The organism is Amycolatopsis sp. NBRC 101858 (genome assembly GCF_030269325.1).
Taxonomy (GTDB): Bacteria; Actinomycetota; Actinomycetes; order Mycobacteriales; family Pseudonocardiaceae; genus Amycolatopsis; species Amycolatopsis ponsaeliensis.
Window position 1 is genome coordinate 23,182 of the sequence record NZ_BSTD01000005.1, and the last position, 20,744, is coordinate 43,925.

At 71.6% G+C, this 20,744-nt stretch carries 19 protein-coding genes and 1 pseudogene; 10 read left to right on the plus strand and 10 right to left on the minus strand.

The features are described from left to right. Nucleotides 1–56: 56 nt before the first annotated feature. Nucleotides 57–998, plus strand: a complete 942-nt coding sequence (locus tag QSK39_RS33960; RefSeq protein ID WP_285481970.1) for an Ldh family oxidoreductase — start codon at nt 57–59, stop codon at nt 996–998. Here QSK39_RS33960 and QSK39_RS33965 read toward each other — a convergent pair. Together QSK39_RS33965 and QSK39_RS33970 are read right to left on the minus strand one after the other, a co-directional pair. After that, the gene (locus QSK39_RS33965) at nt 995–1,219 is read right to left on the minus strand and encodes an RNA-binding S4 domain-containing protein (RefSeq protein WP_285481971.1); all 225 of its coding nucleotides are present in this window, start codon (nt 1,217–1,219) and stop codon (nt 995–997) included. The two genes, QSK39_RS33960 and QSK39_RS33965, sit on opposite strands and share 4 nt — an antisense overlap. Before the next feature lie 7 nt (nt 1,220–1,226). Next, a complete protein-coding gene (locus tag QSK39_RS33970) occupies nt 1,227–2,027 on the minus strand; it encodes a trypsin-like serine peptidase (protein ID WP_285482830.1) in 801 nt (266 codons plus the stop codon). Between the two features lie 131 nt (nt 2,028–2,158). On the opposite strand from QSK39_RS33970, the gene QSK39_RS33975 reads away from it, so the two are divergent. Beyond that, nucleotides 2,159–2,977 (plus strand): SDR family oxidoreductase, encoded by an 819-nt coding sequence (locus QSK39_RS33975; RefSeq protein ID WP_285481972.1) that lies wholly within the window; start codon nt 2,159–2,161, stop codon nt 2,975–2,977. A gap of 128 nt (nt 2,978–3,105) precedes the next feature. Continuing rightward, a complete protein-coding gene (locus tag QSK39_RS33980; RefSeq protein WP_285481973.1) occupies nt 3,106–3,735 on the plus strand; it encodes a hypothetical protein in 630 nt (209 codons plus the stop codon). Between the two features lies 1 nt (nt 3,736). On the opposite strand, the gene QSK39_RS33985 is transcribed toward QSK39_RS33980, so the two are convergent. Further along, nucleotides 3,737–4,396 carry a response regulator gene (locus QSK39_RS33985; RefSeq protein WP_285481974.1) on the minus strand — a complete coding sequence of 220 codons (660 nt, stop codon included), beginning with the start codon at nt 4,394–4,396 and terminating at the stop codon, nt 3,737–3,739. Continuing rightward, nucleotides 4,393–5,976, minus strand: a complete 1,584-nt coding sequence (locus tag QSK39_RS33990; RefSeq protein WP_285482831.1) for a sensor histidine kinase — start codon at nt 5,974–5,976, stop codon at nt 4,393–4,395. Before QSK39_RS33990 ends, QSK39_RS33985 begins: the two co-directional genes overlap by 4 nt. A gap of 191 nt (nt 5,977–6,167) precedes the next feature. Between QSK39_RS33990 and QSK39_RS33995 the strand changes: the two genes are divergently transcribed. The 4 genes from QSK39_RS33995 (at nt 6,168) to QSK39_RS34010 (ending at nt 9,814) form a co-directional block, all read left to right on the plus strand. Beyond that, on the plus strand, nt 6,168–6,974 hold the full coding sequence (locus tag QSK39_RS33995; protein ID WP_285481975.1) for an ABC transporter ATP-binding protein: 807 nt from the start codon (nt 6,168–6,170) through the stop codon (nt 6,972–6,974). A 1-nt stretch (nt 6,975) separates the two neighbouring features. Further along, nucleotides 6,976–7,842 carry an ABC transporter permease gene (locus tag QSK39_RS34000; protein ID WP_285481976.1) on the plus strand — a complete coding sequence of 289 codons (867 nt, stop codon included), beginning with the start codon at nt 6,976–6,978 and terminating at the stop codon, nt 7,840–7,842. A 1-nt stretch (nt 7,843) separates the two neighbouring features. After that, nucleotides 7,844–8,899 carry an ABC transporter substrate-binding protein gene (locus QSK39_RS34005; RefSeq protein WP_285481977.1) on the plus strand — a complete coding sequence of 352 codons (1,056 nt, stop codon included), beginning with the start codon at nt 7,844–7,846 and terminating at the stop codon, nt 8,897–8,899. A 189-nt stretch (nt 8,900–9,088) separates the two neighbouring features. Further along, nucleotides 9,089–9,814, plus strand: a complete 726-nt coding sequence (locus QSK39_RS34010) for a G1 family glutamic endopeptidase (protein WP_285481978.1) — start codon at nt 9,089–9,091, stop codon at nt 9,812–9,814. Nucleotide 9,815: 1 nt separating this feature from the next. Here QSK39_RS34010 and QSK39_RS34015 read toward each other — a convergent pair whose 3' ends face one another. Then, nucleotides 9,816–10,424: a hypothetical protein gene (locus QSK39_RS34015; protein ID WP_285482832.1), complete on the minus strand. Its 609-nt coding sequence runs from the start codon at nt 10,422–10,424 to the stop codon at nt 9,816–9,818. A gap of 275 nt (nt 10,425–10,699) precedes the next feature. Then, a complete protein-coding gene (locus tag QSK39_RS34020) occupies nt 10,700–13,609 on the minus strand; it encodes an ATP-binding protein (protein WP_285481979.1) in 2,910 nt (969 codons plus the stop codon). 447 nt (nt 13,610–14,056) lie between these two features. Here QSK39_RS34020 and QSK39_RS34025 point away from each other — a divergent pair, with 447 nt between their 5' ends. After that, nucleotides 14,057–15,160 (plus strand): S1 family peptidase, encoded by a 1,104-nt coding sequence (locus QSK39_RS34025; protein WP_285481980.1) that lies wholly within the window; start codon nt 14,057–14,059, stop codon nt 15,158–15,160. 90 nt (nt 15,161–15,250) lie between these two features. Here the strand turns inward: QSK39_RS34025 and QSK39_RS34030 are convergent, their stop codons facing one another. Both QSK39_RS34030 and QSK39_RS34035 read right to left on the minus strand, forming a co-directional pair. After that, complete coding sequence (locus QSK39_RS34030) at nt 15,251–15,655, minus strand: SsgA family sporulation/cell division regulator (RefSeq protein ID WP_285481981.1); 405 nt, start codon at nt 15,653–15,655, stop codon at nt 15,251–15,253. Nucleotides 15,656–15,810: 155 nt separating this feature from the next. Then, nucleotides 15,811–17,010: an MFS transporter gene (locus QSK39_RS34035; RefSeq protein WP_285481982.1), complete on the minus strand. Its 1,200-nt coding sequence runs from the start codon at nt 17,008–17,010 to the stop codon at nt 15,811–15,813. Between the two features lie 43 nt (nt 17,011–17,053). Here QSK39_RS34035 and QSK39_RS53330 point away from each other — a divergent pair. Next, nucleotides 17,054–17,446 (plus strand): annotated as a pseudogene (locus QSK39_RS53330) (FAD-dependent monooxygenase); the annotation flags it as partial. Nucleotides 17,447–17,578: 132 nt separating this feature from the next. Here the strand turns inward: QSK39_RS53330 and QSK39_RS34045 are convergent. Next, on the minus strand, nt 17,579–18,052 hold the full coding sequence (locus QSK39_RS34045) for an Lrp/AsnC family transcriptional regulator (RefSeq protein WP_285481983.1): 474 nt from the start codon (nt 18,050–18,052) through the stop codon (nt 17,579–17,581). 213 nt (nt 18,053–18,265) lie between these two features. Between QSK39_RS34045 and QSK39_RS34050 the strand changes: the two genes are divergently transcribed. Beyond that, on the plus strand, nt 18,266–19,255 hold the full coding sequence (locus QSK39_RS34050; RefSeq protein WP_285481984.1) for a beta-ketoacyl-ACP synthase III: 990 nt from the start codon (nt 18,266–18,268) through the stop codon (nt 19,253–19,255). Here the strand turns inward: QSK39_RS34050 and QSK39_RS34055 are convergent. Next, on the minus strand, nt 19,243–20,742 hold the full coding sequence (locus QSK39_RS34055) for an adenylate/guanylate cyclase domain-containing protein (RefSeq protein ID WP_285481985.1): 1,500 nt from the start codon (nt 20,740–20,742) through the stop codon (nt 19,243–19,245). The two genes, QSK39_RS34050 and QSK39_RS34055, sit on opposite strands and share 13 nt — an antisense overlap. Nucleotides 20,743–20,744: the final 2 nt, after the last annotated feature.

Sequence of the window (20,744 nt, forward strand, 5' to 3'; positions counted from 1 at the left end):
TAGGCCCGGCCCCACCTCGTTGACGCCGGATCCCGCAGTTGGGCAGTGTCGGGGAAGTGCCTCTCAGACCGCGTCCCTTCCGCTCCGCCCGTCCCGAACCGCGCACCCTCGAAGAAGAAACCCCGGAAACCCCGATCCCGGAACAGGCCTGGCCGCGCGTGCGGGCCGACGAGCTGGTCACCCTCGTGGCACACGTCTTCGCCGCTCACGGCTTCCCCGAAACCCGCGCCCGCATGGCGGCGGAAGCCCTCTGCCACGGCGACCTGACCGGTTCCCCGGACACCGGTGTCGCCGACCTGACCCGCATCCACCTGCCGATGCTGAAGACCGGGCACGTCGTGCCGCACGCCGAGCCACTGATGATCGCTGACCGCGGGGCCGCCGCGCTGCTCGACTACCGCCGCGCGCCCGGGCTCTGGGCGGTCGGCGACGCGATGGACCGGGCGGTGACGCGGGCCGGCCGCTTCGGCGTCGGGCTCGTCTCACTGCGCGGAATCGGGCCGTTCGGCCGGGCCGGGCACCACGCCGCGCGGGCCCTGCCGCACGCGATGATCGGGCTGGTGCTCGCCGCGGGCGGCGAGCCAGGCCAGCCGATGAACCCGCTGGGCATGGCCGCGCCCGGGGGCGCGTACCCCGAGTTCGTCTTCGACATGGACCGCTCCGGCTCGGAAGGCGCCGGGCTGACGCTGCTGGTCGAGGTCCTCGCCGGGGTGCTGTCCGGCGTGGCCGACCACGAGCACGACACCGGCCTGCTGGTGCTGGCGATCGCGCCGACGACGCTGCGCAGCGCCGACGGCTTCTACCGCGCGGCCAGCGCGCTCTTCGGCAGCATGCTCGGCTGGGAGGGCGGGGCGCCGATCCGCTACCCCGGCTGGCGCGAGGCCCAGCACCTGGAGCAGTGCCGCGCGCTGGGGGTGCCCCTGTCCGGCCCGGTGCGCCGCGAGCTGGACGCACTGGCGGCGTCGATCGGCCTGCCGCCGCTGACCAGCGTGGGTTAGTGGACCAGCACGACCTTGCCGCGGTCCGCGCCGACCGCCACGACGTCGCCGTCGGTCAGCTGGCGGCCGCGGCGGGTCTCGACCTCGCCGTTGACGGTGACCTCCTCCGCGTCGATCAGGTCCTTCGCGTGGGAGCCGTCTTCGGCGAGGCCGGCCAGCTTGAGGAACTGGCCGAGCCGGATCGGCTCGCCGGTGATGGGTACGTCGACGGGATCACTCATACGCGCATCATGCCCGGGCGGCCGTCTGCCGGTAGAGGGCCTGGACGTCCGTGTCGAAGTAGCTCGAGTACGACGTGTCCGGGTCGTCGCCGCCGTACTCGAAACCGCCGATGACGCCGATGACCGTGCCGAGGCGGGTCTTCGGGTCCGGCGCGGTCACCCACGGGCCGCCGCTGGTGCCCGTCGGGAAGCCCGCGCAGTCCACTTTCAGCTGGTAGGTGTCCTGGCGGGTCGTGGTGTTCCGGCAGACGGCCGGGACTTCGGAGTCGTCCGGGTAGCCGGTGAGCGTGATGGCCTGCTCGAAGTCTGTTCCCGTCGCGAGGGTGTTCGCGCCGACCAGGCTTTCCAGCGGTTTGGTGGCCCCGGCCTGGTGCGCGGTGGCGAAGCCGACGTCGAGGTCCGGGTCCGACGACGTGCTCCAGCCGGGCGCGACGAGCTCGTCGGAGACCGTCCAGAAGCCGAACGGCGCGACGCCGTCGTGGTAGGCGGGCGCGAACGTGACGCCGGCGAGGTAGTCGCCGCCCTCGCCGTCGTGGATGCAGTGGGCCGCGGTCAGCAGCACGTCGCCCTGGTCACTGTGGACGACGCTGGCCGTGCAGTAGTGCGCACCGTCGAGGAACAGCGCGCCGACCGCCGGGCTGGACTCCGCGGGCAGGTCCGGCGTCGACGCGGGCACGGCCTCGGCGGTGTCCGGGGCCGACGCGTTCGCGGACCGCGGCTCCCGGTTCGCGAAGACCACGAAGGCCGCGCCGAGCAGCAGGACCGCGGCGAGGGAGAGCAGCAGGACGGCGGGCCGCCGCACGTGCATCGCCTCCTCGTCGTCGCCCCCGGTCTTCGTCCCCATCACCTTAAGGTGCCGGAGCGAGACGATCGGCACACCCACAGCAAGCTCACAGCCGCTACCATCCGTTACCAACCAGTAACCTCCAGGGAGGGCCGATGAAGCAGTTCGCGGACAAGGTCGTGGTGGTCACCGGGGCGGGCTCGGGGATCGGGCGGGCGCTGGCGCTCGAGTTCGCCCGGCGCGGGGCGCGCGTCGCGCTCTCCGACGTCAACGCCGCGAACGCCGAGGAGACGGCGAAGCTGGCCGGCGACAACGCCCGCCCGTACGTCCTCGACGTCGCCGACCGCGCTGCCGTGCTCGCCCACGCCGACGAGGTCGCCGGGGAGTTCGGCCGCGTCAACGTCGTCGTGAACAACGCCGGCGTCGCGCTCGGCGCGACCGTCGAAGAGATGACGTTCGAGGACTACGACTGGCTGATGGGCATCAACCTCGGCGGCGTCGTCAACGGCACGAAGGCCTTCCTGCCGCACCTGATCGCTTCCGGCGACGGGCACGTCGTGAACATTTCCAGCGTCTTCGGCTTCGTCGGCGTGCCGACGCAGAGCGCGTACAACGCGGCGAAGTTCGCGGTCCGCGGATTCACCGAAGCCCTGCGCGAAGAAATGCTGATCGCGCGGCACCCGGTCGGGGTCAGCTGCGTGCACCCGGGCGGGATCAAGACCAACATCGTGCGCAACTCGCGAAGCGGCGCCGACGACCAGGAGAAGGCCGCCCAGGGCTTCGAGCGGATCGCGAAGACCACGCCGGAGAAGGCGGCGCAGACGATCCTGCGCGGGATCGAGCGGAAGTCGGCGCGGATCCTCATCGGACCGGACGCCTACGTCATCGACGCCATCCCGCGCGTGCTCGGCTCGGCCTACCAGCGGCCGCTCGCGATCCTCGCGCGCATGGGACTCAAGAAAATGGAAAGCTGAATTTCCGGTTGCGACTTCCGGGTTGTCCTCGGCTCACGGCTTCACTCAATGGAGTTGCGTTTCTGACAGGGCCGTCCGAAATGGTCCAGAATGCGTGAGGTCCACGAGCCCCGTACCGGAGGTCCCTGATGCTTCGCACCGCACCGCGCAGTGCGACCCGTCCGGCCGGCGACACCGCGGTGGAGTTGCTGGATCGCACCGGCATCATCGCGGCGAGCCTGCCGCAGCGCCGTCGCACCGACGACGACCTGCCCGAGCTCGAGCCGATCTACACCCGGCCGCCGGTGTGCGACCAGGACCTGCGGCCGAAGTCGGTGGTGATCCGGCGGCGCGCCCGCACGTGGCTCGGCAGTGGCGCCGCGGTGCTGCTCGTCGCCGTCGGGTGGCTGGGCGGCGGCATGCTCTCCGGTGGCCTGTTCGGTTCGGCGCCGCCCGACGACGTGGCCCAGCTGGACGCGCGCCCGGCCGTCGCCGAGGCGCCGGCGCCGCAGGCTCCCCAGGCCCCGCAGGCGCCGGTGGCCACGCCGGCCCCGACGACCGTGTTCGTCCCGGTGCCCGCCAAGCCGGCCCCGAAACACGTTCAGGCGCAGGCGAAACCGCAGGGGAAGAAGACCGCCTCCGCGGAAGACCAGGCGCGGGTCGACCTGCCGTCGCCGACGTCGTCGGCGCCCGACCCGGTCCGGTCCTGGGTGGACGTGGCCGAAAGCATGATGCAGCAGTACCAGTACCGCGCGGAGACGACCACCACCCGCCGCTGACTCAGGCGCCGGACCAGCGGTACTCGTGCTCCGGGCGCCCGGTGGCGCCGTAGCGCAGCCGCATCCGGACCGTCCCCGACTCGGCCAGCGCCGTGAGGTACCGCTGCGCCGTCGCCCGCGCCATGCCCAGCTCACCGGCCACTTCCGCGGCCGACAGCGGGCGCCCCGCCCGGCGCAGCTGCTCCGAGACGAGCCGGGACGTCGCCGTCGACTGGCCCTTCGGCGCGGACGTGCGGTCCTGGTCGTGCAGCACCCGGTACGCGCGGTCGACGTCGTCCTGGCCCATCGCGCGGTCTTCGGCGAGCAGGCCGCGGAAGCGCGCGTACGACGTCAGCCGCTCGGCGAGCTGGCGCGTGGTGAACGGCTTGATCAGGTAGTTCAGCGCGCCGGCCCGGATCGCCGCGGCCACCGACGCGGTGTCGGTCGCCGCGGACAGCACGATCGTGTCGGTCTGCAGCTCCGGGAGCACCGCGAGGCCGGACTCGTCGGGCAGGTAGACGTCGAGCAGGATCAGGTCCGGCGCGAGTTCCCGGACGCGGGCGCGGGCTTCGGCCGCGGTGTGCGCGGTGCCGACCACCGCGAAGCCGTCGACCTCCTCGACGAACCCGGCGTGCACCCCGGCGACCCGGAAGTCGTCGTCGACGATGAGCGTGCGGATCATCCGTCCTCCGTCAGCATTCCGGGCAGTTTCGCGACGAACAGGGCACCCGTCTCGCCGTCGCCGGGGCCGGCCAGCCAGACGTCACCACCGCGGGCGCGGGCGGCTTGGCGGGCGAGCGCCAGCCCGAGTCCGTGGCCGGGCGCGATCTTCGTCGACACGCCTTCGTCGAACAACGTCCGGCGCAGGTCTTCGGGCACGCCGGGCCCACTGTCCACAACGGACAGGTGCAGCGTGCCGTCTTCCGCGAGCAGGCTGATCTCGACGGTCGCCGGCCGTCGCGGGCCCATCCGGGCCGCGTGCAGCGCGTTGTCGACGAGGTTGCCGATCACGGTGTTCGCGGCGATCGGGTCCGTCACGGTCGTCGGCACCCAGGTGTCGTCGGCGAGCTTGAGCGTGAGCCCCTTTTCCTGCGCCTGCTCGGTTTTCGCCACGAGCAGCGCCTGCAGGTACGGATCGGCGACGGCGTCACCCAGCTCGCTCGGCCGGGCCGAGCTCGAATCCGTCAGCGTCTGCAGGTACTCGACGGCTTCGGTGTGGTGGCCGAGCTGGAGCAGCCCGTAGAGCGTGTGCAGCCGGTTCGCGAACTCGTGCCGCTGCGCGCGCAGGCCGTCGGACAGCACGCGGATGCCGTCGAGCTCGCGGGTGAGCGTGTCGAGGTCGGTGCGGTCGCGGAAGGTCAGCACGGTGCCGATGTCCCGCTCGTCCAGCCGGACCGCGCGCGAGTTGATGACGAGCACCCGGTTCCCGGCCACCGCCAGGAGGTTGTCGACCGGCCGTCCTTCGGCGACGGCCTTGTGCACCCGCGGGCTGAGCTCCAGCTCCGCCATGGAGGCGCCGATCGGGAGCTCGGTGCCGAGGAGGCGTTCGGCTTCGCCGTTGCGCACCGAGACGCGGTTCGCTTCGTCGACCGCGAGAACGCCTTCGCCGATGCCGTGCAGCACCGCTTCGCGTTCGTAGAGCAGTTCGGTGAGCTCGTGCGGTTCGAGGCCGTGCGTGACGCGCCGCAGCCGCCGGTTCAGCAGTGCCGACGCGCCCGCGCCGAGCAGCAGCGCGCCACCGGCGAACACCAGCGTGAGCGCCAGGAGCTGGTTGAACGCCCCGGTCGGGTCGGCCACGTCGAAGCCGACGCTCACCTCGCCGACCACCCGCCGGTGGTCCGGCGTCCAGATCGGCGTCTTGCTGCGGACGGACAGCCCGAGGGTGCCGCTCTGGACCGCGCTGACCTCGTCCTCGCCGGCCAGCGCCCGGTCCGCGGGAGTGCTGACCTTCTGGCCGATCAGGCTCTCGGTCGGGTGCGCGAGCCGGATGCCCTGGTCGTCGGTGATCACCACGAAGAGCGCGTCGTTGGCCGCGGTCACGGCCAGCGCCCGCTCCTCGAGCGCGCCGCCCGGCACCTTCGCGCCGGCGTTCGCGACCACCACCGGGTCCGCCGCCACCGACTTCGCGATGGCCAGCGCCCGCTGGCCGTACTGCTCGGTGAGGGTGCGGGACAGGAGGACGCTGATCAGCGCGACGCCGATCCCGACGACGAGGACGACCACGCCGATCTGCAGCAGCAGCACCTGCCTGCTGAACCGCATCCGCGGGAAGAGCGCCCACTTTGGCATGGGTCGGAACATACCCCCAGCTCACGGCCGTGCGCTAAACGAGCAAAACATTCAGAACGCGCGGCTCGCACGCAGAACGTCGACAAGCTTCACGTGGCCGCCACCCGTACTTAACGTCCCTTCCCAACGTGACAGGCACCACGTGACGAAGGAGTCACCTCCCCATGGTTCCCCCACTGATCGAACTCACCGGAGCCACCAAGCGGTTCCCGAGCGGGTCCGGTTCCGTGCACACGGCCGTCCGCGACCTGACCATGACCGTCCAGCCCGGCGAGTTCGTCGCCGTCGTGGGCCCCACCGGCTGCGGCAAGTCGACGACGCTCTCGCTGGTCTCGGGGCTGCAGCCGCCGTCCGCGGGCCGGGTGCAGGTGAACGGCGAAGACGTGAAGTCCATCCCCGACGGCGTCGGGTACATGTTCCAGACCGACGCCGTGATGCCGTGGCGCTCGGTGCTGGACAACGTCGCCTCCGGCCCGCGCTTCCGCGGCGCGTCGAAGGCCGAGGCCCGCGCGCAGGCCGTCGACTGGATCGCCCGCGTCGGGCTCGCCGGGTTCGAGAAGTACTACCCGCACCAGCTCTCCGGCGGCATGCGCAAGCGCGTCGCGCTGGCCCAGACGCTCGTCACCAAGCCGAAGATCATGCTGATGGACGAGCCGTTCTCGGCGCTGGACGTGCAGACCCGCGCGCTGATGCAGGACGAGCTGCTGCGCCTGTGGTCCGGTTCGGGGGCCGCGGTGATCTTCGTGACGCACGACCTCGACGAGGCGATCGCGCTGGCGGACAAGGTCGTCGTGCTGACGTCCTCGCCGGCCACCGTGAAGGACACCTTCGAGATCCCCCTGGAGCGGCCGCGGAAGGTCGAGGAGCTGCGGCTCACCGAGGAGTTCCGCAAGCTCTACGCCGACATCTGGGAATCGCTGCGCAGCGAGGTCGACAAGGCCCGTGAGAAGGGAGCGACCAGTGTCGCTTGACATGCTTCCGACCGCGAACCCGAACCCGGTCATCGAGACCGAAGCGAGCATCATCGCGCAGCAGAAGCGGAAGTCGTCCGCCCGCCGGCGCAACATCTGGCTGCTGCGCCTGGCCATCGTCGTCGTGTGGCTCGGCAGCTGGGAGCTGACCGCGACGTACTGGATCGACCCGTTCTTCTACTCGAAGCCGTCGAAGATCTGGGAACGGCTCGTCGAGTGGTTCAGCGCCGGCACGGACTTCGGCTCGATCTGGTACCAGATCCTGGTGACCGTCGAGGAGGCCGCGATCGGCTTCGTCATCGGCGCCATCGCCGGGGTCGTGCTCGGGGTGGTCCTCGGCCGCAGCGCCTACCTCGCGGACGTGCTCGCGCCGTTCATCAAGGCCGCCAACGCGTTGCCGCGCATCGTGCTCGCCGCGCTGTTCGTGATCTGGTTCGGGCTCGGGCTGTCGTCGAAGGTCGCGACGGTCGTCGTGCTCGTGTTCTTCGCGGTGTTCTTCAACGCCTTCACCGGCGCCCGCGAGGTGGACCGCAACGTGATCGACAACGCCCGCATCCTCGGCGCGACCCGTGGCCAGGTGCTGAAGTCGATCGTGCTGCCCAGCGCGACGTCGTGGATCCTGTCGTCGCTGCACGTCGCGTTCGGCTTCGCGCTGATCGGCGCGGTCGTCGGCGAGTACACCGGCGCGAAGGCGGGCATGGGCTTCCTGATCGCCAACGCGCAGGGCACGTTCGACACCGCCGGGGTGTACGCCGGGATGCTGATCATCACCGTCGTCGCGCTGCTGGCCGAATGGGGCATCGCCACGGCCGAGCGCAGGTTGCTGCGCTGGCGGCCGCGGGCGGCCGACGCGGGGCCGGGGATCTGACATGCGCCTCAAGAGGACAGTCGGCGTGGTGGCCGCGCTCGCGGTCGCCATGGCCGGGGTCACGGCGTGCCGCGACTCGCGGGAGATCGCGCTCGGCACCACCGGCCAGCCGCACATCAAGATCATGATCGGTGGCATCTCGAAGGTCATCTACCTGCCCGGGCAGCTGGCGCAGCAGATCGGCGCGTACAAGCGGCAGGGGCTCGACGTCGAGCTCTTCGACCAGCCGTCGGGGGCCAACGCCGAGACGTCGCTGCTGGCCGGCGAGGTGCAGGGGGTCGTCGGGTTCTACGACCACACGATCGACCTGCAGGCCAAGGAGCAGTGCATCCAGAGCGTCGTGCAGTTCGCGAACGTGCCGGGCGAGGCCGAGATGGTCGCCACCGGCAAGGCGGGCGAGATCCGCTCCGGCAAGGACTTCAAGGGCCGCAACCTCGGCGTCACGTCGCTGGGTTCGTCGACGGACTTCCTGACGAAGGCGCTCGCCTCGCGTGGCGGGGTCAGCTCGAAGGAGTACACGCCGGTGAAGGTCGGCGCCGGGCAGACGTTCATCTCGGCGCTGAACCAGGGTTCGATCGACGCCGGGATGACCACCGACCCGACCATCGCGCAGCTGACGAACACCGGCCAGGCGAAGGTGCTCTACGACATGCGCACGGTCGAAGGTACGAAAGCCGCTTTGGGCGGTTTGTACCCGGCCAGTTCGCTGTACATGGGCTGCGAAATCGTGAAGCGGTATCCGGACATCGTGCAGAAACTGGCCAATGCGTACGTCGAAAGCCTGAAGTGGATTTCCACGCACACACCGGAACAGGTCGCCGACATCATGCCGCCGTCGTTCGCCGGCGGGGACAAGGCGCTGTACGTGAAGTCGCTGAAGGACAGCCTGCCGATGTTCACCAAGGACGGCCGGATGGACCCGGCGGGCGCGCAGAACGTGCTGAAGGTGCTGGGCGAGTCGTCCAGCAACGTGAAGCCGAAGAAGGACAAGATCGACCTGTCGCAGACCTACACCACGAAGTTCGTGGACGCGGCGAAGGCGCAGGCCCAGCAGTAGCCCCGCTCACCTGACCGGGCGGTAGGTGAGCGATATCGACCCGTAAAGGCCTCTTTCCCCCGCGGAGGCCTTTACGGGTCTTTTCGGACAATGGGAAGACCATTCTAAAGTAGCTACCTTCTTTTCGGTGCGGATCCAACACTTGAGGACACGGCTTTCCCGGTCCCCATCGGTGAACGGAGTCTCCGCATGTCCAAAATCCTTTCGTCGCGCGCTGCCCGCGTCCTCACGGCGGTCGCCGCGGCCGCCGCCGGCTTGGCTGTCTCGGGCACCGCCCACGCCGCGGTCGAATACGGTTCGCACTCTTTTAATGAGCACCGTCACGGCCACCAGTTCTCGGGCGGCAACTGGGGCGGCTACGTCAGCTTCGGCAGCTTCACGACGGCGACGGCGAGCTGGACCGAACCGACGGTGACGTGCCGGTCGAGCAACGACCTCTTCGCGCCGTGGGTCGGCATCGACGGCGACGGATCGTCCACAGTGGAACAGACCGGCGTCGAGACGGACTGCTCCAGCGGGCGTCCGGTGTACTCGGCCTGGTACGAGATGTACCCGGCCGCGCCGGTGTACTACAACGTGTCGGTCGGCGCGGGCGACCACATCACCGCGACGGTGACGCGCACCGCCACCAACACCTACCGGCTCGACCTGTCCGACACGACCAAGGGCTGGACCAAGACGACGACGAAGTCGCTGACGTCCAAGCACGCGTCGGCCGAGGCGATCATCGAGTCGCCGACCGACTCTTACCCGACCATTTCGGGCGGCATCAAGTTCACCGGCGTCAAGTTCAACGGGACGAACCTGGCCTCGACCAGCCCGTCCGCGCTGAACGCCGACGACCGCGGCACGAACACCTGGATCCCGGGCGCGATCGGCTCGGACGGCCAGAGCTTCACGATCTCGCGGCACTGAGTCATTTCAAGTTGTTGATCGCCCAGGCGACCACCATCACCGCGAGCACCAGCGAGACGACGGCCTGCAGCATCATCGTCATCTTCGCCCAGATCCGCAGGGGCATGACGTCGGTGGGGCTGAAGGCGGCCGCGTTGGTGAACGAGAAGTAGAGGTAGTCCAGGTAGGACGGTTCCCAGTCCTGGTGCGCCAGGTCCGGGTCGGCCATCTGCGGGAACTGCAGGTCGGGGAACTCGGCCCGGCCTGCGGCCCGCCGGCCCGGGCCGCCGCGGTCGAACTCCCAGTACCAGAGGGAGAAGGCCACGATGTTCGTCCAGTAGACGATCCCGCCGGTGACCAGCACGGCCCCGGCGCGGTCGCCGATGGAGCTGGTGACGATGCCGTAGACCAGCTGCACCGCGGAGGCGACGTTCACCGTGGTGACGGCCGCGACCAGCAGCAGCGAGATGACCCGTTCGACGGCGCTGAACTCGGTCATCCGGCCGGGGTTGACCAGCAGCAGGGCGACGACGAGCAGCCCGGAGACGGCGGGCAGCAGCCACCGGGGGTGCAGCGCCATGTCATCGGGCAGGGCAACCTGCAGCACCAGGGTGGCGACGACAACGCCCATGGCGGGCCACCGGGTCTCCCCGGAGGTCCGCCGGCGCCACGCGGGAAGAGCAGCTTCAGTCACCGGCCCACGGTAGGACGGCGGCCCCCGCCCCGCCAACGCTCACCCGGGAGCGCGCCACGCCACGGGGCGCCGGCGGGTGGCCGCTGTGCGAGCCGGGCGTGCGCCGAACGCCGCGTTGGGTTGCCGGCGGGCAGCCGCAATGCGAGCCGGGCGCGCACGCCACGTCGGGGTGCTGGTGGGCGGCAGCGCGAGCCGGGCCCGCGCGGCGCTGGTCAGCCCGCCGGAGCCGTCGTCACTTCGCCGGGGAGCTTGCGCGCGACGTCCGTCCGGGACCGCGCACCCAGCTTCCGCAGCACCTTCGCCACGTGCTGCTCCACCGTCCGCGGCGACAGGAACAGCCCGTCCGCGATCTCGCGGTTCGTCCGGCCCTCCGCCAGCATCCGCGCCACTTCGCGTTCCCGTGGCGACAACTCACTCCCGTACCCGCGGCGCCCGCGTTGCGAAGGTGCCCAAGCGCCGTGCTCGCGCAACTGGTGGCGGCACCGCCCCGCATCCCGCGTCGCACCCAGCTGTTCGTACGCCTCGGCCGCCGCCGTCAGTTCCTCGACCGCGTCGCGGTTGCCCGCCGCCAGCCGGCACATCGCCGCCCGCTCACGCATCGCCGTTGCCGGGTACGGCATCGGCAGCGCCGCGTAGCCCGATGCCGCTTCGTCGAACAGCGCCGCCGCGGCCAGGTGCTTTGCCCGCGCCTCCAGCAACACCGCGCGGCCGGCGATGAGCGCCGCCGTCGCGACCGGGGCGTCCCGGTCCTCGATGCCGCGGGCGAACGCCTCCACCACGTTGTCGGCCTCCGGCCAGCGCCCGGCCCGCGCGTACGCCTGGGCCGCCGCCGGGACCAGCGCCGCCGCCCAGATCCACACTCCCTTGCGCCCGGCCGCGGCCACCGCCGTGTCGGCCGCCGCGCACGCGCCGTCGACGTCGTCGGTCGCCAGCAGCACCGAGATCAGCACCCCGGCTGCCGAAAGCACCACCGGGATCGGCCCGCGGTCCGGCGCGTGCACGCTCGCCGCGGCCAGGTGCCGTTGCGCGGCGGCGAACTCGCCGCGCACGGCCGCGAGCCCGCCGAGCACCAGCGACGACTCCATGACGATCGGGCCGAGCTCCGGGTAGCTGTCGCGCAGCTGCTCGGCCGCTTCGGCGAGCCCGCTCCAGCGCCCGCGCACCCAGTCGAGCCGGACGCGGGTGCCCTGGATCAGCCCGATCGCGTACAACGCGCCCGCGTCGGTCGCCCGCCGGACGCCTTCGGTCACCAGCCGGTCCGCCCGGTCGAGGTGACCGGCCCACGACTGGCCGTCGGCGAGGTTGCACCACAGCCGGGCCAGCTGGACGCGCTCGGCGACCGTGCCCACGGTGTCCGACAGCGCCTCGAACTCCGCCCACGCCGAGCCGTCGCCGACGTGTGACGCGGCCGCGATGCGGTCGGCGGTCAGCGCGAGCCGCAGCTCCGGGTCGTCGAGCCGCTCGTACACCTCGCCCGCTCGGGCGCGCCAGGATTCGTGCCACGACAACGGCGTCAGCCCGTCGATCGGCTGCGCGAGCAGGGTGATCCCGCGGGCGGCGAGGTCGGGCCGGTCGGTCAGCTCGCCGATCGCGCGCTCGACCTCCAGGCGGCCGCGGCCGAGCCCGCCGATGGTCCGGACCTGCAGCATGCCGAGGCTCAGCCGGATCGAGCCGCGCACCGACGGCGGCAGCGTCACCTCTTCGAGGACGCGTTCGAGCGTGCCGATCACGTCGGGGCGGAACCCGCGCAGCGCGACCTGGCTCAGCTTGCCGGCCACGCGCCCGATGTCGGACTGCGCCGGGCCGGGCTCGGCCAGCACCGACTGCAGGAGGTCGATCGCGCGGGACGTCTCGCCGCGGGTGACGGCCTCGTCCGCGGCGGCTTCGGCGTAGTGACGCCACTGGTCGACGCGGCCGGCCGCGCGGGAGTGCCGGGCCAGCAGCGTCAGCGGCGGGGCGGGCTGCGCGGCGAGCACCCGGATCGCCTGCGCGTGCAGCAGCGCGCGCTCGGGCCCGCTCACCGTGTCGTAGACCGCCTTGCGCGCCAACGGGTGCCGGAAGCCGTACTTGCTGTCGCCGACTTCGCCGAGCACCCCGCCGGACAACGCGGCGAGCAGCGCGGTGCGGAGTACGTCGTCCGGGAGCCCGGCCAGCTCGCCGAGCACGGCGGCTTCGGCGCCGACGCCGAGCACCGCGGCCGCGCCGGCCAGCCGGACCGCGTGGTCGGGCAGCGTGGAAAGCCGTTCGGTGACGGCTTCGCGCAGCAGCACCGGGACTTCGAGGTTCTCCAGCATCCGGTCGGAGAGGACTTCGCCGACCGGCAGCCGCTCGGCCGCTTCGCGCAGGGCCCGCAGCGTTTCCTCGACCACGAACGGGATCCCGGCGGTGCACTCGTGCAGTTTCGCCGCGAACTCGTCGGTGACGCGGGGCAGGTCGAGGATTTCGGCCGCCAGCTTGCGCACCGCCGTGACGTCGAGCGCGCCCAGCGCGACGCGCGCGGAGTGCACCGCGGCATCGGTGCGGAAGGGCGCGCCGAGCGGTCCGGGACGGACGTCGGTCGCCGACCGGAAGGTGGCGACCACCGCCAGCTCGGGCGGCATCGCGCCGGCGAGGAACCGCATGAGGTCGCGGGTGTCCTCGTCGGCCCACTGCAGGTCGTCGATCAGCACGAGCGCCGGCCCGCACGCGTGCAGCAGCTCCCGCACCGCGCGGAAGACGCGGTGGCGTTCGGCCACCGGGTCGGCGAGGGGCTCGGGCCGGGGAGGAAGCGCTTCCGCGAGTTCCGGCAGCAGCGGCCGCAGCACGCCGGCGACCGGGCTCATCGGCCCGAGCGGCGTGTCGCCCACCGAGCGGAGCGCTTCCAGGACGGGCCCGTAGGGGAACGGTTCCCGCAGCGGCTGGCAGGCGCCGGTGAGCACGCGGCCGCCCTCGAACTCCTTGCGGCGCCCGATCTCGGCGAGCAGCCGGGTCCGGCCCATGCCGGGCTCGCCCTCGATCAGGACGGCGGCCGGGCGCCGCCGGAGCACGTCGACGATGGCGTCGAGCTCGGTGTCGCGGCCGGTCAGCCGGGCGGGTCCCGACCGGACGCTCACCGACGTGGGGCGGGGAGCCGTCAACCACATACGGACCTCCTCGACGCACTCCGGGGCTGTGCGCGGGAGCCTAAGCAGCGCTGATCCGTCCGTAAACCATTAACCGAATAGGTGGTCAGTACCGCCACGACCCGTCCGCCTACCGGCTGTCACCGGTTTGCCGCGGGATTCGCCGGTCCTGGGTCACCGTGCGTGCGAAACATCGGCACCTACCCCGTTTCGGCCGCACGTAACGCGTTCCGGGAGGGGTGGCGGCTACCGAAAGTAGTTCACGGAAACCCTACTTAAGGACCTGTCCGACCGGGTGACAACCCGCGGTCCGGACCGCTTGGAGCAGGGGATTCGTCCGGAGTGAATGCGTATACCCATTCGCCGGGTGCCCGGATTGCACCGTAACGCCCACTGCGGGGACCCTCACCCGGGGGAGTACCACTGCGTGGCCGGTTCAGCGCCGCGCGTAACCACCTAGGGAGAAGCATGAAGATCGCCAGACTCTTCGGTGCCGCTGCCGCCGCGGTGATGACGACGGGCGCGCTCGTCACGCTCGCCGTCCCCGCGTCGGGCCAGGACCTGCTGAACCCGGACATCGTGCCCGCCATGCAGCGCGACCTGGGCCTGACCCACGACCAGGTGCTGACGCGGCTGAAGAGCGAAGACGTCGCGAACAAGGTCACCGAGGCCGTCAGCGCGACGCTCGGCGACGCGTTCGGCGGCGCCACCTACAACGCCGCCACGGGCAAGGCGCACATCCAGACCACGAAGGCCGCCGAGGTCGCCAAGATCCAGGCGTCCGGGGCTGAGGCGGAGGTCGTGAAGTTCAGCGCCCGCCAGCTCGACTCCACTGTGGACACCCTGAACGCCCGCGACAACGCGGCCCCGTACGCGATCACCGGCTGGGGCGTGGATTCCGCCACCAACCGCGTGACGGTCACGGTGCTGCAGGGCCAGCGCGGCGCGGCCGACGCCTTCCTCACGCAGTCCGGTGTGGACAAGTCGTCGATCACGATCCTCGAAGCGGCTTCGAAGCCGACGCTGCACGCCAACATCCGCGGTGGTGACGCCTACTACATCGGCGGCTCGTCGCGTTGTTCGGTCGGCTTCGCGACCACCACCGGGTTCGTCACCGCCGGCCACTGCGGCGCGCTCACCGGCGGCGGCTCGCTGACCGGCTCGAACGGCGCGGCGCTCGGCAGCTGGATCACCTACCGGTTCCCGGGCAGCGACTACGCGGCGGTCCGGACCAACAGCAGCTGGACCCCGGTCGCGCAGATGAACAACGGGACCGCGGTGCGGGGTTCGTCGAACGCGGCGACCGGCACGTCGGTCTGCAAGGCCGGCTCGACCACCGGCTGGACCTGCGGCACCATCGGCGCCAAGAACCAGAGCGTCCGCTACGCCGAGGGCACGGTCAACGGCATGACCGCGACCAACGTCCGCTCGGCGGCCGGTGACTCGGGCGGCGGCTTCATCAGCGGCAACTCGGCGCAGGGCATCCTGTCCGGCGGCAACACGTCCGTGACGTACTTCTACCCGATCGCCGGCGCGCTTTCGGGCACCGGCACCACGCTGAAGACCAGCTGACCTCGGAAACAGCGAAGGGCGGGTTTCGAGTGCCTCCAGCGCACTCGAAACCCGCCCTCGTCCTCGCCGCGGGAATGGGAGGTTCAGGGGTCAGACGTTGCTGATCTCCTCGATCAGCCCGTCGACGTCGAAGTGCGCGCTCTCTTCGCCCAGCGGCACCAGTTCGTAGGAAGCGTCCAGGAACGTCCGGACGTCTTCGACCTCGAGCTCGAACGACGCATAGCCGTCCGGTGACTCGATTTCCAGGGTGAGGAAGTCCTCGTCCTCGGACAGGTCCGGGCGGACCCGGACGTCACCGAGACCGGCCGGCTCGTCGAGGCCGGCCACGAGGAGGTCACGCGCGAAGGTCCATTCGATCCACCGGCCGCGCTCGGTCCGGAACGCGACGGTGACCGCGAACGGCTCGTCGGCGTGGTAGGAGAGGCGGGACAGGACGGGCGTGGTGCTCTCGTTCAGCACCACGAACTGGCTCTGGTGAACTGCGTCGGTCTGCATGGCCCCTCCTGGAGTCCGGGTGGCGGTTCGCGCGGCGCGAACTGTTCGAGGAGGAGATGGCGGGGGCCTTGCGCCATGACGGAGAAACTCTCACGTTCACTTGATCGGTTGCATCCGTCCATTGTGGTGTAACGTCCGGCACATACCCCTTGCGTTCAGCCCGCAACTGCCGGTGACGGCTCGCGCAGGGCTCCGGGGAGCTTCTTCCGCAGCACGAGCAACGCCGGGATCGCCGCCGTGCAGGTCAGGGCCAGTACCGACCACGTCAGCGCGTTGCCGACGCTGAGCAGGACGGCCAGCAAGCCGGGCGCGAGCGCGACGGGCAGCCCCCAGGAGAGCTGGAAGATCGAGCTGGCCCGGCCTTCGGCGCCGGCGGGTGCGGCCGCGGCGGCCGTCGCGGTGCCGGTGGGGCCGAACATTGCCTCCGCGACGGAGAACCCGAGGCTCGTCACGAGGATCAGCCCGGTCGCAACGTGGAGGGAGACCATTTCCAACGGGATCAGCAGGGCGAAGGAAACCGCGAACAGCGACGCGGCGCCGATCAGCGCCGCGGTCCGGCTGCGCCCGGCGAGCAGGGTGACGATCGGGCGCTGCGCGGTCACGACGACCACGGTGCCGAGCGTGATCGCGGTCCCGGCGATCCACTGTGGACCGTGCAGGAGATCGCGCACGACGATGGGCAGCACGGCGAACTTGCTCGCGCTGGCGAGCGTGAAAGCCGTGTGGGTGAGGCAGAACCCGGTGAAGGGCCGGTTGGTGAGCACCGTCCGCCAGCTCCCGGACGGCGCGTGCGTGCGAGCTTCGGCCCGCGGCAGCAATCCCATCAGCACCGCCGCCACCGCGAAGCTCGCCGCGTTCACGTACGCGAGCAGGTGGAACGCCCACGGGCTCGTGATCGTCGGCAGCGCCGCGGTCGCCGCCGCCCCGATTCCCGCGCCCGCGAAACGCCCCACGGTCTGCGTCGCCAGCATGCGGTCGGTTTCGCTCCCGGACGTGAGCCGCGCGACCATCGGCGCGTTGCACGTCCAGAACAGCCGGTCGCCGAAGCCGGCGACCACCGACACCGCGATCACCTGCCAGCTGGTGTGGACCAGTGGGTAGGCGCAGAAGGCCGCGAGCCGCACGAGGTTCCCGGCGACGAGCAGCGCCCGCGGCCCGAACCGGTCCATGGCGGCGCCGGTCGCCGGGCCGCTGACGAGGGCCAGCAGCGCGCCGGTGCTCAGCGACGTCCCCGCGTCGAGCAGGCCCATGCCCTGGCCGTGCACCAGGAACAGCAGCGCGAACGGCACCCACAGCCCGCTGCCGAGCGCGTCGATCAGAGTCGCGACCAAGAAGATCCGGCGATCTCGAAGCATGCTTCCCCCAAATGGACAGCGCTCCAGAATATCGCTTCAGACCATGCCGAGCAGTACGGCATCCCGCCGATCGCCGGCCGCGCGTGGTCCGGGAGCGCATCGCGACGCTCGCCTCGTGGACATCGCCGACGACGGCCTGGCGCTGTTCGAACCGGGAGCCGAGCGCGCCGCCTCGATCGGTGGCGACCGGGTGTACTGGGCGCTGGCGGTGCACGAACGCCGCCCGGGCATCCGCTACGACGACCTGGCCGAAGTCCGGCGCCGGGTGCGCGGCTGGCACGTCGAGCCGTTCCTCGACGCCACGCCGAAGGTGCTGCACAACGACGTCACGGACTTGCCGTCGTACGTCCGCGGCCGGGTGGCGCTGCTCGGCGACGCGGCCCACGCGATGACCCCGGACCTGGGCCAGGGCGCGTGCCAGGCGATCGAGGACGCGGTGACGCTCGCGGCCGTCGGCCTCGAGGGCTACGACCAGGCCCGGCTCACGCGGACCCACGGCATCGCGCGGATGGCCCGCCAGAAGGGCACGATGGCCCTGACGACGTCACGCCGTGGTCGTGGACCCCGCCTACGGGCCCAGTGGCAGGCTGAGCCCGACCTTCACCCGGTCCATCGCCACGCTCGTGGTGAAGTGCCGGACGTTCGGGTTGTCGAAGAACATCCGCCGGGTGAACGCCTCGAAGCCCGCCATGTCCGGGCACGTCACGACCAGCACGAAGTCCGCGTTGCCGGTGACGTAGTAGCACTGCTGGACGCAGTCGTCGGCGAGGACCTGGCGGCGGAACGCGTCCAGGACCGCCAGGTTCTCGCGCTCCATCTCGACCATGACCACGAACGTCATGCTCAGCCCGAGCGCCTGCGGCGACAGCACCGCGACCTCGCGCTCGATGACGCCCGCCTCGCGCAGCCGCTTGATCCGCCGTTGCACCGCCGCGGCCGAGAGGCCGACCTTCGCCCCGATCGTCTCGGCGATGGTGCGGGCGTCCTCCTGGAGGCAGGCGAGGATGGCGATGTCCAGCTGGTCGAGGTCGGGAGTGTGCACTCCAGCAGGCTAACCGGCACCCCCGACGATTTGCCGGGAGTTCGCTCCGGGCTCACCCCACCGTGACGTCGCTCACTACTCCGTTCGAGGAGAAAGTGAAACAACTTTTCCAGTGACCTGGAACACAACTCACCGGTCTACCAGGGGGTAGCCCATAGAAGTGGAAGACCAGCCGGTCTGCCCGCCAACCCGCCGGCGTGGGGAGGCTTTCCCGTGCCCGCACCTGCCGCCGTGCTGACCGGAATCGGTTCGTGGTTGCCGACGACAGTCCTGGGAAACCACGAGATCGCCGCCCGGCTCGACACCACGGACGAGTGGATCCGGACCCGCACCGGCATCCGGGAGCGCCGCGTCGCCGGGCCGGACGAGTCCACTGTGGACCTCGCGGTGGGCGCCGGCCGCGAAGCCCTCGCGGGTGGTTCCGCCGACGTCGTCGTCCTCGCCACGTCGACCCCCGACCAGCCCTGCCCGGCCAGCGCACCGCAGGTCGCCGCCCGGCTCGGGCTCGGCACGGCCGCGGCCTTCGACGTCAACGCCGTCTGCAGCGGGTTCGTCTACGCGCTGGCCACCGCGGCCGGGTTCATCGCGGGCGGCCTCGCCGAGCGCGTGCTCGTGATCGGCGCCGACACCTTCACCACGCTCATCGACCCCGAAGACCGCACGACCGTCCCGATCTTCGGCGACGGCGCGGGCGCGGTCCTGCTGCGAGCCGGCGAGCCCTGCGAACCCGGCGCGTTCGGGCCGTTCGACCTGCACAGCGAAGGCGAGCTCGCCGACCTGCTGTGGGTCGAAGCCGGCGGCGCGCGGCGGCGGCTGTCCGACCAGCCGAGCGACCGCTTCCTCGCGATGCAGGGCACCGCGGTGTTCCGGCACGCTTGCGCGCGGATGGCGGAGTCGTCGCGGACCGTGCTGGAGCGCGCGGGCTGGATGGTCGGCGACGTCGACCGCTTCGTCGGCCACCAGGCCAACATCCGGATCCTCCAGGCCACGGCGAAGCAACTCGGCATGCCGGCCGACGCCGTCGTCGCCAACATCGACCGCGTCGGCAACACGAGTGCCGCGTCCATCCCGCTCGCCCTGGCCGACGCCCACGCCGACGGCAGCCTCGTCGCCGGGCACCGCGTGCTGCTCAGCGCGTTCGGCGCGGGCCTGACGTGGGGTTCGACGGTGCTGAGCTGGCCGGAGCTGGGTCAGCTGTCCTGAGGTTCCGGGCCGGCTGTCCAAGTCGGCGTCGGCTCCTGACGGCCGCGCAGCTCCAGCTCGCCGTGCTTCTCCCAGTACGCGCCTTCGCTCGGCAGCGCAGCCGAGACGACGGCGTCGCTGGCGAGGATCCGTGACGGCACCGCCTTGGCCAGCTCGGTCAGCCGTGCGGCCTCGTTGACGGCGTCGCCGATCACGGTGTACTCGAGCCGGCTGCTGGTGCCGAGCTGCCCGGCGAACACCGGGCCGCTCGAGACGCCGATGCCGAGGTCGAGCTCGCCGTTCGCGCACACCGCGTCCCGGATCGCGCGGGCCGCGGCCAGCGCGGCCGTCGGCGCGTCCGCGAGCCGCGTCGGGGCGCCGAAGATGCACAACGCGGCGTCGCCCTGGAACTTGTTGACCAGCCCGCCACGCGCGCCGACCGCGGAGACGACCGCGGCGAACAGCCGGTTCAGCTTCTCGACGAGCTCTTCCGGCGGGGTGCGGTAGGCGAGCGCGGTCGAGTCGACGACGTCGACGAACAACGCCGTGACCTCGCGGACGTCACCGGACAGCGACGCGCCGAACTCCAGCGCGTGCCGGGCGACGTCGGCGCCGACGTGCCTGCCGAAGAGGTCCCGCATCCGCGCCTGCTCGCGCAGGCCCGCGGCGAGCTGGTTCACCGACGTCTGGAGCAGGCCGATCTCGCTGGAGTCGTCGACGTCGACGGTGACGTCGTTGTCGCCGCGGGCGATCCGGTCGAGGGCGACGCGCAGCCGGTGCAGGGGCGCCGCGACGGCCCGGGCCAGCAGGGCGGTGCCGATCGCGCCGACGCCGAGGCCGATCACCGACAGCATGATCAGGCTGGCGGTGTGGTTGCCCGAGCCGACGTCCGGCGGCGTCGCGACGAGCAGGACGCCGACGAACGGGACGCCGCTGGCCAGCGCCCAGGTGACGACGAGCCGGGTGAGCACGGTGACCGGCAGCGACCCGCGCGGCGGCAGGATCCCCAGCGCGATCGTCATCACCGGCCGCGCCACCCACTCGGCGGCGAGGTAGGTGAGCCCCACGGTGGTCAGGCCGCCGAGCCCGATGACCGTGGCCATCCCGAGGGCGTCCTCGCCGGAGCCGAGGACACCGGCCAGCACGCTCAGGACGGCGGTGCCGATCAGCCAGAGGGTCCCGCTGACGACGGCCATGTCGACGGGCAGCCGCAGCGCACGCCGGGCTTCGCTTTCCGACGGCGGCCGCCCGAGCACGAACCAGATCGCGGTCCGCCGCTGCAGCCAGGCCGTCCAGGCGGTCCCGGCGAGCAGCGAGACGGCGACGATCCCGGCCGCGGTCAGCCCGAGCACCCACCCCCGGTCCCCGACGTCGTTCGGCAGCCCCTGCAGCAGGAGGAGCAGCGCGACGACCCCGGACCCGGCCACACTGGACCCGATGCCCAGCCCGGCGAAGCCCAGGCTGGTCCGCAACACCACCCGGAAGTTCTTCACGGCGATCTTGCGCACGG

Excerpts from the sequence above, each read along its gene's own strand:
- QSK39_RS33965 (WP_285481971.1), bottom strand. The coding sequence starts at position 1,219 with ATGAGTGATCCCGTCGACGTACCCATCACCGGCGAGCCGATCCGGCTC.
- QSK39_RS33970 (WP_285482830.1), bottom strand. The coding sequence starts at position 2,027 with ATGCACGTGCGGCGGCCCGCCGTCCTGCTGCTCTCCCTCGCCGCGGTC.
- QSK39_RS33975 (WP_285481972.1), top strand. The coding sequence starts at position 2,159 with ATGAAGCAGTTCGCGGACAAGGTCGTGGTGGTCACCGGGGCGGGCTCG.
- QSK39_RS33980 (WP_285481973.1), top strand. The coding sequence starts at position 3,106 with ATGCTTCGCACCGCACCGCGCAGTGCGACCCGTCCGGCCGGCGACACC.
- QSK39_RS33985 (WP_285481974.1), bottom strand. The coding sequence starts at position 4,396 with ATGATCCGCACGCTCATCGTCGACGACGACTTCCGGGTCGCCGGGGTG.
- QSK39_RS33990 (WP_285482831.1), bottom strand. The coding sequence starts at position 5,976 with ATGCGGTTCAGCAGGCAGGTGCTGCTGCTGCAGATCGGCGTGGTCGTC.
- QSK39_RS33995 (WP_285481975.1), top strand. The coding sequence starts at position 6,168 with ATGGTTCCCCCACTGATCGAACTCACCGGAGCCACCAAGCGGTTCCCG.
- QSK39_RS34000 (WP_285481976.1), top strand. The coding sequence starts at position 6,976 with ATGCTTCCGACCGCGAACCCGAACCCGGTCATCGAGACCGAAGCGAGC.
- QSK39_RS34005 (WP_285481977.1), top strand. The coding sequence starts at position 7,844 with ATGCGCCTCAAGAGGACAGTCGGCGTGGTGGCCGCGCTCGCGGTCGCC.
- QSK39_RS34010 (WP_285481978.1), top strand. The coding sequence starts at position 9,089 with ATGTCCAAAATCCTTTCGTCGCGCGCTGCCCGCGTCCTCACGGCGGTC.
- QSK39_RS34015 (WP_285482832.1), bottom strand. The coding sequence starts at position 10,424 with ATGGGCGTTGTCGTCGCCACCCTGGTGCTGCAGGTTGCCCTGCCCGAT.
- QSK39_RS34020 (WP_285481979.1), bottom strand. The coding sequence starts at position 13,609 with ATGTGGTTGACGGCTCCCCGCCCCACGTCGGTGAGCGTCCGGTCGGGA.
- QSK39_RS34025 (WP_285481980.1), top strand. The coding sequence starts at position 14,057 with ATGAAGATCGCCAGACTCTTCGGTGCCGCTGCCGCCGCGGTGATGACG.
- QSK39_RS34030 (WP_285481981.1), bottom strand. The coding sequence starts at position 15,655 with ATGCAGACCGACGCAGTTCACCAGAGCCAGTTCGTGGTGCTGAACGAG.
- QSK39_RS34035 (WP_285481982.1), bottom strand. The coding sequence starts at position 17,010 with ATGCTTCGAGATCGCCGGATCTTCTTGGTCGCGACTCTGATCGACGCG.